This window comes from Frigoribacterium sp. Leaf164 (assembly GCF_001423665.1).
Taxonomy (GTDB): domain Bacteria; phylum Actinomycetota; class Actinomycetes; order Actinomycetales; family Microbacteriaceae; genus Frigoribacterium; species Frigoribacterium endophyticum.
On sequence record NZ_LMOX01000001.1, the window covers coordinates 1108248 to 1118292 of the forward strand.

Genomic DNA, 10045 nt, shown 5'->3' on the forward strand with positions numbered 1-10045 from the left:
CGGTGCGGTGAGGCGGTGCGGTGAGGCGGTCAGGCGGTGAGGTGGTCAGGCGGCCGGCAGCGGTCGGCGCAGCGCGTCGAGCCGTCGCTGCCAGGTCGCGAGGCGGCCGGGCTCCTCGGCCGTCGTCGGGCCGTCGACCCACCGCGTGGCTATCCGCACGCCGTGCAGGGCGCTCAGCGACCAGATCTCGAAGCCGTCGAGCTGCTCCGGCGTCACCCGCTCGTGCAGCACGTCGACGCCGAGCACGGCCGCGAGGGTGAGCACCGTCCGCACCGTGACGCCGGGCAGCCTCGGGAGGTCGTCCGCGGGCATGCAGAGGGCGTCGCCGCGCCACCAGAGCAGAGAGCTCCACGCGCCCTCGACGACCCAGCCGTCGGCGTCGAGCAGCACGGCCTCCTCGGCGCCGCGGGTCGCGACCTCCCGGCGCAGCGCGCCCAGCGCCTCCAGGTCCGGCCCCTTCACGAGCGGCTCGGTGCGGGGGTCGGAGGAGGCGGTGGCCAGCACGACCGACCGTCGCGTCTCCGGGGCCGGCCGGAGCTGCAGGCGGAGGTCGTCGCCGAGCAGCTCCGCGCGCGGGAACCACCGGCCCTCGCGGGGCAGGGCCGCGACGGCGGCCGACCAGAAGCCGTCGACGTCGAGCCCCGGCGCGGCCTCCCGGACGGAGCCGGCGAAGCGGTCGCGGTGCACGTCGAGGGCCCGGACGGCACCGTCGACGACGAGCCAGGAGTCGGCCACGCGGGTCGGGCCGCGGCGCGCCTCCGAGGCACCGGCGTCACGGGGGGCGTGACCGTCTCCGCCGCCCCCCTCGCCGCCCCCCTCGCCGACCTCGTCGTCCACGAGTCGTCCGTCGTGCCAGCGGAGGGTCGTCGCGAGGCTCATGCCCCCCAGGCTAAGCGTCGGACGGGGGCTGGCCCGACCTCCGGGCGCCCCGGGCTCCTACACTCGGTCCATGCGCCCGACGGTCCTCCGCCGCCCCCTGCCCTGGGCCGACCCGGAGGCCGTCGTCGCTGCCCTCGCCCCCGACGGCGACGTCGTGTGGCTCGACGCCGGGCACGGGGCCGTCACCGGCCGGTCCGTCCTGCTGTGGGGCGACCGGGTCACCGCGTCCGCGCGGCACGGCGAACTCGGTCGGCTCTGGGCCCTGCTCCGCGACGACCTCGCCGACGGCCGTGACGACGCCGCGCCGCTCGGCTGGGCCGGCTGGCTCGGCTACGGGGCGGGGACGTGGCTGCTCGACCGCGACGCGACCGTCGGGCCGGGGCGCGGGAGCCCGCCGTCGGTGACCGCGGGCCTCCCCGTCGACGAGGCCGCGCCTCCCGACGTCGCCCTTCTCCGCACCGACCGCGCCCTCGTCTTCGACCACGCCGCCCGCGAGGTCGAGCTGGTCGCCCTCGCGGCCGACGACTGGGCGCGGTCGGTGGCCGTGGCCTGGCCCGGCGTCGCCCCGCTCGGCGAGCCCGGGGAGCCGGAGGCGCGGCGCGGCCCCGGTGCCGTCCGCCGCCGTCACGGCGACGACGAGTACCTCGCCCTCGTCGCGCGCTGCCAGGCCGCCATCGCGGCGGGCGACGCGTACGTGCTCTGCCCGACGACGTCGTACGAGGTCGCGGGGCCGGTGGACGCCTTCGAGACCTACCGCCGCCTCCGTCGGTCGTCGCCGTCGCCGCGGTCGTCGTTCGTCCGCATCGGCGGGACCGCCGTCGCGGGCGCCTCGCCCGAGTCGTTCCTCGAGGTCTCGCGGGGCGGTGTCGTGAGCTCGTCGCCCATCAAGGGCACCCGGCCGCGCTCCGCCGACCCGGTCGCCGACGCGGCCCTCGCCGCGGAGCTCGCGACGAGCGAGAAGGAGCTCGCCGAGAACCTGATGATCGTCGACCTGGTGCGCAACGACCTCACCCGCGTCGCCCGCCTCGGCAGCGTCGTCGTCGACGAGCTGTTCGCCGTGCGCTCCTACCCGGCCGTGCACCAGCTGGTCAGCACGGTCACGGCCCGGCTCGCCCCGGGCCTCGGGGCGCTGGACGCGCTCGAGGCGACCTTCCCCGCGGGCTCGATGACGGGTGCCCCGAAGCGACGCGCCGTCGAGCTGCTCGCCGAGGGGGAGGGCGCGCCCCGCGGCGTCTACTCCGGCGCCGTCGGCGTGCTCGGCCTCGACGGCAGCGCCTCCTGGGCGATGGCCATCCGCTCGGTCGTGGTCACCGACGGCGGGGCGACCGTCGGGGTCGGCGGGGGAGTGACGTCGTCGTCGGTGCCGCGGGAGGAGCTGGCGGAGGTGGCCTGGAAGGCGACCGCGCTGCTGCGCGCGCTGGGGGTCCCCGCGGGAGGCGCCTCCTCGTGACCTGCCCCGGTGCGGTCGGCGCCCCGTGCGGACCACGTGCGGCGGGCCGCTACCCTGGACGACGGGCCGCCGCGTGCCCGCACCTCGTCGTGCCGTCCGCCGGTCGCCTCCACCCCGTGAGCGAATGAGAGTCCCGTGGCACACGAGCACGACAACACCCCCGCCGAGGAGCGCGAGTACGACGTCGCGCGCCTGCAGCGCAAGTGGCAGCAGGTGTGGGAGGTCGCGAAGCCCTTCGCGGTCGACCCCGACGACAAGCGCCCGCGCAAGTACATCCTCGACATGTTCCCGTACCCGTCGGGCGACCTCCACATGGGCCACGCGGAGGGCTACGCGCTCGGCGACGTGATCGCGCGCTACTGGCGCCAGCAGGGCTTCAACGTGCTCCACCCCATCGGCTGGGACAGCTTCGGCCTGCCCGCCGAGAACGCCGCCATCAAGCGCGGCGTCGACCCGCGCGAGTGGACCTACGCCAACATCGCCCAGCAGGCGCAGAGCATGAAGCTCTACGCCCCCTCCTTCGACTGGGACCGCGTCCTCCACACGAGCGACCCCGAGTACTACAAGTGGAACCAGTGGCTGTTCCTCAAGATGTACGAGAAGGGGCTCGCCTACCGGAAGGACAGCTGGGTCAACTGGGACCCGGTCGACCAGACCGTCCTCGCCAACGAGCAGGTGCTCGCCGACGGCACCTCCGAGCGCTCGGGCGCCGTCGTCGTCAAGAAGAAGCTGACGCAGTGGTACTTCGGCATCACCGAGTACGCCGACCGCCTGCTCGACGACCTCAACCAGCTCGAGGGCCGCTGGCCGACCAAGGTGCTGAACATGCAGCGCAACTGGATCGGCCGGTCGATCGGCGCCGACGTGCACTTCGAGATCGAGGGCCGCGACGAGCGCGTCACGGTCTTCACGACGCGCCCCGACACCCTCTACGGGGCGACCTTCATGGTCGTCGCGCCCGACAGCGACCTCGCCGCCGAGCTCGTGGCCGAGGCCACCGACGACGTCAAGGCCGCCTTCGCGGAGTACCTGGTGCAGGTGCAGAAGTCGACCGAGATCGAGCGCCAGACGGCCGACCGGCCCAAGACCGGCGTGCCCCTCGGCCGCGTCGCGGTCAACCCGCTCACCGGCGCCCCGATGCCCGTCTGGGCCGCCGACTACGTGCTCGCCGACTACGGCCACGGCGCGGTGATGGCCGTGCCCGCGCACGACCAGCGCGACCTCGACTTCGCTCGCAAGTTCGACCTGCCCGTCCGGGTCGTCGTCGACACGAACGCCCCCGTGACGGGCGTGATCCCGAAGCTCGAGCTCGACGAGGACGGCCAAGCGATCCTGCCGGAGGACCTGCCCGAGCTCGACCCCGCGAAGACCGGCGTGGCCCTGACGGGCGACGGCCGCCTCATGAACTCGGGCCCGCTGACCGGCCTCAGCAAGTCGAACGCGATCAAGCGCGTCGTCGAGCTGCTCGAGGAGAAGGGCGCCGGGAAGGCCGCGAAGACCTACCGTCTGCGTGACTGGCTGATCTCGCGCCAGCGCTTCTGGGGCACGCCCATCCCGATCGTCCACGCCGCCGACGGCACCGAGGTGCCGGTGCCGGAGGACCAGCTGCCCGTGCTGCTGCCGTCGACCGAGGGCCTCGACCTCAAGCCGAAGGGCAGCTCGCCGCTCGGCGCCGCCACCGACTGGGTGACCGTGCCGAACCCGGTCGACGGCACGCCGGCCCGGCGCGACGCCGACACGATGGACACCTTCGTCGACAGCTCGTGGTACTTCCTGCGCTTCCTCAGCCCGAACGACGCCGAGAAGGCCTTCGACCCCGCCGTCGTCAACCGCTGGGCGCCGGTCGACCAGTACGTGGGCGGCGTCGAGCACGCCATCCTGCACCTGCTCTACGCCCGCTTCATCACCAAGGTGCTCTTCGACCTCGGCTACGTCGACTTCACCGAGCCCTTCAGCGCGCTGCTCAACCAGGGCATGGTGCTGCAGGACGGCGCGAAGATGAGCAAGAGCAAGGGCAACCTCGTCACCCTGTCGGAGGAGGTCGAGAAGCACGGCGTCGACGCCATCCGCCTCACGATGGCCTTCGCCGGCCCGCCGGAGGACGACATCGACTGGGCCGACGTCTCGCCGGCCGGGTCGGCGAAGTTCCTCGCCCGCGCTTTCCGCCTCTCGTCCGACGTCGCCAGCCCGGTCGACGCGGTCTGGGCCGACGGCGACCAGGCCCTGCGCCGCCAGACGCACCGGTTCCTCGCCGAGGCGCCCGGGCTGACGGAGGCGTTCAAGTTCAACGTCGTCGTCGCGCGCCTGATGGAGCTCGTCAACGCGGTGCGCAAGACGATCGACTCGGGTGCGGGCGCGGCCGACCCCGCGGTGCGCGAGGCGACCGAGACGGTGGCCCTGGCCCTGTCGCTCTTCGCCCCGTACACCGCCAGCGAGATGTGGGAGAAGCTGGGGCACGACGGCGTCTCGGTCGCCTCGGCCGGGTGGCGCAAGGCCGACCCGACCCTGCTCGTCGAGACCAGCGTCACGGCCGTCGTGCAGGTGAACGGCAAGGTGCGCGACCGCCTCGAGGTCTCGCCGAAGATCAGCTCGGAGGAGCTCGAGGCCCTGGCCCGCGACTCCGCCGCGGTGCAGCGCGCCGTCGGCGAGAAGGAGATCGTGAACGTGGTCGTCCGGGCGCCCCGCCTCGTGGCGATCGCCGTGAAGTAGGGCCCCTCCGTCCCTCCCCGGTCACCGACGGCCGCCCTGGCTCCCCAGGGCGGCCGTCGTCGTCGTCGGGGGCACCACGGCGGCACCTAGCGTCACGGGATGGTCGTCACCTTCCGCAGCGCGCCCGACCCGGCGAGGCCGGGCGGCCCGCGCTGGCGCCTCGGCCTCGGCGCGGCCGTCGTGGTGCTGCTGGTGCTCGCCGTGGGGTCGGTCGTCGCCACGGCGGTGGCCACGGGAGGGGGAGCAGGGGGAGGCGCGGGCGAGACCGCGATCACGACGGCGTCGTCGCCGGGCGGCCCGTTCGACGACGAGGCGGGAGCGGCGGCGACCGGCGCGGGGGCCGGGTCGGGCACCGCGGGGTCGGTGTTCGTCCACGTGCACGGCCACGTCGCCCGCCCCGGCCTCTACGAGGTGCCGGCGGGAGCCCGCGTCGTCGACGTCGTCGCCGCGGCCGGGGGCTTCGCGGAGGGGGCGGACGAGGCGGGGGTCAACCTCGCCCGGCCGGTGGTCGACGGCGAGCAGCTGCGGGTGCCGGGGGTGGGCGAGGTCGTGGACGGGAGCGGTGCGGGCGGTGCCGTCGGGGGCGGGGCGAGCGGTGGCGGCGGGGGCGCTGCCGGCGGGGGCGGGGCGTCGGGTGCGGGGGGCGGCGCGGGCGGCGGCCTGGTCGACCTGAACCGCGCCGACGCCACGGCTCTCCAGGCGCTGCCCGGGGTCGGCCCGGCGACCTCGGCCGCCATCGTCGAGTGGCGGGAGGACTCGGGCGGGTTCCGGTCCGTGGACGACCTGCTCGAGGTGCCGGGCATCGGCGAGAAGACCCTCGAGTCGCTCCGGCCGCTGGTGACGGTGTGACCGTCGGCGACGGCGGGGCGGCTCCGCCCGTCGACGTCCGCCTGGCGGTCCCGGCGGGCGTGGCCTGGGCGGTGCTCGTCGTCGCGCTGCCGTGGTCGGCGGGGCGGCAGCTGGTCGTGCTGGCGGGCCTCGCGGTGGTCCTGCTGGCGGCCGGGGCGGTGGCCGCCGTCGCGGGGAGGGGCGGCCGGGGCGTCGGCCCGTCGGGTGGGGCGTCCGCCGGAGCGTCAGCCGGGCCGCCGGCCCGGTCAGGCTCCGCCTCGAGGCCGCGGGTCTCACGCACGTCCCCCGTCGCGGCCCTCGTGCTCGTGACGGCGGGGCTGGCGGGTCTCCTGCTCGGTGCGGCCGCGGCGCGGGCGGACGCCCGATGGCCGCCCGCCGTCCTCGACCTGCAGGGCAGGGTAGTGACGATCGAGGGCACCGCGACGGCCCGGATCGTCCCGGGCAGCACTACCGCGGAGCTCGACGTGGGCCTCGTCGAGGTGGGCGGTCGGGCGGTCTGGCGAGGCGACTCCTCGCTGTTCCTGCTGGGGCCCCGGGTCTCGGGGCCGGCCGTGGAGATCGGCCAGGCCGTCCGGGTCCGCGTCTCGGTGCTGCCCGTGGAGCGCGGCGATCCGCACCCGTGGGCGGCGGCGTCGCGGGGGCCGCTGCGGGCCGGAACCGAGGCGGAGGGCGTCGAGGCGGTGGCGAACGGGCTCCGGGGGGCCTTCCGCGACGCCGTGGCCGAGCTGCCCGGCGACGGCGGCGCCCTGCTGCCCGGCCTCGCGCTGGGCGACACGTCGGCGGTGCCCGACGACCTGCGGGAGGTGATGGAGACGGCCTCGCTGACCCACCTGACCGCCGTGTCGGGCTCGAACTGCGCCGTCCTCGTCGCGCTCGTGATGCTCGTGGGCGGGGCGCTCCGGGTGCCCCGCGTCGTCCGCATCGGGGTCTCCTGCGTCGTCCTGCTGGCCTTCCTCGTGCTGGTGACGCCCGACGCGAGCATCCTGAGGGCCACGGTCATGGCGCTCGTGGTGCTGGTCCACCTCGCCGCCGCCCGGCCCGTGTCGGGCCTCCCGGTCGTCGCCCTGGCCGTGACGGGGCTGCTCCTCGCCGACCCCTGGCTGGCGCGCGACGTCGGCTTCGCCCTGTCCGTCCTGGCCACGGCGGGGCTCGTCGTGCTGGCGCGACCGCTGGCGGCCGAGCTCGCCCGCGTGCTGCCCACGCCGATCGCGTTGGGGCTCGCGGTCCCGGCGGCGGCTCAGCTCGCGTGTCAGCCCGTACTGCTGCTGCTCGAGCCGAGCCTCCCGGTGCACGGGGTCGTGGCGAACGTGCTGGCCGAGCCCGCGGCTCCCGTCGCCACCGTGGCCGGCCTCCTGGTCTGCGTGACGGCACCGTGGGCGCCCGGCCTGGCCGAGCTCGTCGCACGCGTGGCGTGGGTGCCGGCGAGCTGGGTCGGCGCGGTCGCCCGCACCGTCGCGGCGTGGCCGGGGGCTCGTCTCGAGTGGTCCGACGGGCCGGCGGGCGTGGCCGTGCTGGTCGTCGCGTCCGCACTGGTGGCGGCCGTCGTCCTGACGCCGCGCGGGCTGCGGGCCCGACGGCTGCTCGGCGTCGCGCTCGTGGCGGCCCTCGTGGTTCCGGCCGGCGCGGCCGTGGGCGCCCGCCTCGGGGAGCGCGCGGGCGTGCCCGACGACTGGGTGGTCGTCCAGTGCGACGTCGGTCAGGGCGACGCCGTGCTCGTCCGGAGCGCCGGGCGCGTGGCCCTGATCGACGTGGGCGACGACGAGGAGGCGCTGGCCGGCTGCCTGCACCGTTTCGGGATCGAGGAGGTCGACCTGCTCGTCCTCACCCACTTCGACACGGACCACGTCGGGGCGGTCGAGGTGGTGGCGGGCAGCGTCGGCTCGGTGCTCGTCGGTGCCCCGGGGCGGCCGGCCGACGTCGCCGTGCTCGACGTCCTCCGGGCGGGAGGCGCCGAGGTCGTCCCCGTGACGGCCGGCGCCCGCGGGGTGCTCGGCGACCTGGCCTGGTCGGTGCTCTGGCCGGTCGACCCCGAGGCCTCGGGCAACGACGCCAGCGTCGTCACCGCGTGGCGCCCGACGGCCGGGTGCGTCACCGGCTGCGCGTCGCTGCTCGCGCTGGGCGACCTCGGCGAGGCCGCCCAGCGGAGGCTCCTGTCGACTCCGGCCGGCGAGGAGGCCGCGGGGCCGGTCGACGTGGTCAAGGTGTCGCACCACGGCTCCGCCGACCAGCACGCGGAGCTCTACCGTCGCGCTCCGGCCCGGGTGGCCATGATCGGCGTCGGGAGGGAGAACGGCTACGGGCACCCGACCGACGACGCCCTCGCGCTCGTCGGCGGGGCCGTCGTCGCCCGCACCGACCTCGACGGCGACGCAGCGGTGACCGTCCGCGGAGCACCCCGTGACGACGGCGCCGCGGCGGAGCTGCGCCTCTGGCGGCGGCGTCGTGGGTGACGGAGGGGTCCGTTACGCTGGTCACCGGCTGCCCGGGGCGGCCGCACCTGGAGGAGGACCGTGGCCGCGAAGACGACCGGCAAGACCGTCAAGAAGGCGTCGGTCAGCGTCGACCAGGTCGCGTGGCACCAGATCCGACCGGCCCCCGTCGTGCTCGTGAGCGGGCCGGAGCAGTTCCTCGCCGACCGGGCCGTCAGGCAGCTGCGCGACCAGCTCACGGCGGAGGATCCGAGCCTCGAGGTCAACGACCTCGAGGCCGACCACTACCAGCCGGGCGAGCTCATCTCGCTCGCGAGCCCCTCCCTGTTCGCCGAGCCGCGCCTCATCCGGGTCTCCTCCGTCGAGAAGTGCACCGACGCGTTCCTCACCGAGACCCTCCGGTACCTCGAGTCGCCCGCCGACGACACGTACCTCGTGCTCCGGCACGGCGGCGGCGTGAGGGGCAAGAAGCTCCTCGACGCGCTCCGTTCCGGGCTCGGCGGCGGCTTCGAGGTCGTCTGCGCCGAGCTCAAGAAAGAGACCGAGAAGCTCGACTTCGCCGCCGCCGAGTTCCGGGCCGAGCGTCGTCGGGTCACGTCGGTGGCCCTCCGTGCCCTCGTGACGGCTTTCAACGACGACCTCGCCGAGCTGGCCAGCGCGTGCCAGCAGCTGATCTCCGACGCGGCGGACGAGATCACGGAGGCGACGGTCGAGAAGTACTACGCCGGCCGTGTCGAGACGAACGCCTTCAAGGTGGCCGACATGGCGATCGCGGGTCGGCAGGGCGAGGCCCTGGTGCTCCTCCGGCACGCGCTGTCGTCCGGGGCGGATCCGGTGCCCGTGGTGGCCGCGTTCGCGATGAAGGTCCGCACGATGGCGAAGGTGCAGGGCTCGTACGGGCCGTCGGGCCAGCTGGCCTCGCGCTTCGGCATGGCGCCGTGGCAGGTCGAGCGGGCGCAGCGCGACGTGCGTGGCTGGAGCGAGGACGGCCTCGGGCGGTGCATCGAGCTCATCGCCGAGACCGACGCCGCCGTCAAGGGCGCCGAGCGCGACGCGATCTACGCCCTCGAGCGCATGGTGACCGCCGTCGCCACCCGCGGCTCCCTCGCCCGCTGACCCGCGCCTCCCCGGCCCCCGCCCCGCGCCTCCCTCGCCCGCTGACCCGCGCCTCCCCGGCCCCCGCCCGGCCCCGCGACTTCCTCGCCCGCCGCCCCGCGCCTCCCCGGTCCCCGCCCGGCCCCGCGACTTCCTCTCCCGCTGACCCGCGCCTCCCCGGGCCGCCCCACCCCGCGCCTCCCCGGGCCGCCCCACCCCGCGACTCCCCGGCCTTCTGACCCGCGCCTCCCCGGTCCCCGCCCCGCCCCGCGACTCTTCGGGCCGCCCCGCTCCGCGCCCTCGCGCCCGCCCGAAGACGGGCCCTCCCTCCGTCCGTCGCGCGCCCGCAACGGTCGGCAACTCCTGCTCACGGTCGCGCGCGCGGCGGGTCGCCCGCCCCGGCGAGCACGTCGCAGGAGTTGGCGACGGTCCGCGGGGGAGGCGCGGTGCCCGTACCGTCCCTGCCCAGCACGCTCGGCGGAGCACGACGTGCGTCGGCACCTCCTGCTCCTGGTCGCGCGAGCCGGGTGGGGGCCGCTCCGGCGACGACGCAGCAGGAGTTGTCGACGGTCCGCGGGGGAGGCGCGGTGCCGGTTCGGCCGTGCCGCGGACGCTCGTCGCCGTGGAGCGTGCG

Annotated in this window: 7 protein-coding genes; 5 read left to right on the plus strand and 2 right to left on the minus strand. The window is 76.0% G+C overall.

Annotated features, from left to right (window positions below; all coding sequences use genetic code 11):
• Positions 1–45 precede the first annotated feature (45 nt).
• Complete coding sequence (locus ASF82_RS05005) at positions 46–879, minus strand: aminotransferase class IV (protein ID WP_082514324.1); 834 nt, start codon at positions 877–879, stop codon at positions 46–48.
• Positions 880–949: 70 nt separating this feature from the next.
• Here ASF82_RS05005 and ASF82_RS05010 point away from each other — a divergent pair, with 70 nt between their 5' ends.
• The 5 genes from ASF82_RS05010 to holA all read left to right on the plus strand — a co-directional run bounded on the left by ASF82_RS05010 (position 950) and on the right by holA (position 9432).
• Positions 950–2329, plus strand: a complete 1380-nt coding sequence (locus tag ASF82_RS05010; RefSeq protein WP_082514325.1) for an anthranilate synthase component I family protein — start codon at positions 950–952, stop codon at positions 2327–2329.
• Positions 2330–2464: 135 nt separating this feature from the next.
• Entirely contained in the window at positions 2465–5038 is a 2574-nt protein-coding gene (gene leuS / locus ASF82_RS05015; RefSeq protein WP_056054181.1) for a leucine--tRNA ligase, read from the plus strand.
• 99 nt (positions 5039–5137) lie between these two features.
• A complete protein-coding gene (locus ASF82_RS15190; RefSeq protein WP_082514326.1) occupies positions 5138–5887 on the plus strand; it encodes a helix-hairpin-helix domain-containing protein in 750 nt (249 codons plus the stop codon).
• Positions 5884–8337: a ComEC/Rec2 family competence protein gene (locus ASF82_RS05025; protein ID WP_056054184.1), complete on the plus strand. Its 2454-nt coding sequence runs from the start codon at positions 5884–5886 to the stop codon at positions 8335–8337. Before ASF82_RS15190 ends, ASF82_RS05025 begins: the two co-directional genes overlap by 4 nt.
• Before the next feature lie 60 nt (positions 8338–8397).
• A complete protein-coding gene (gene holA, locus ASF82_RS05030; protein ID WP_056054187.1) occupies positions 8398–9432 on the plus strand; it encodes a DNA polymerase III subunit delta in 1035 nt (344 codons plus the stop codon).
• Between the two features lie 346 nt (positions 9433–9778).
• Here the strand turns inward: holA and ASF82_RS16040 are convergent.
• Positions 9779–10045 (minus strand): hypothetical protein (locus ASF82_RS16040; protein WP_235491161.1); only part of this gene is annotated, 267 nt, incomplete at its 5' end.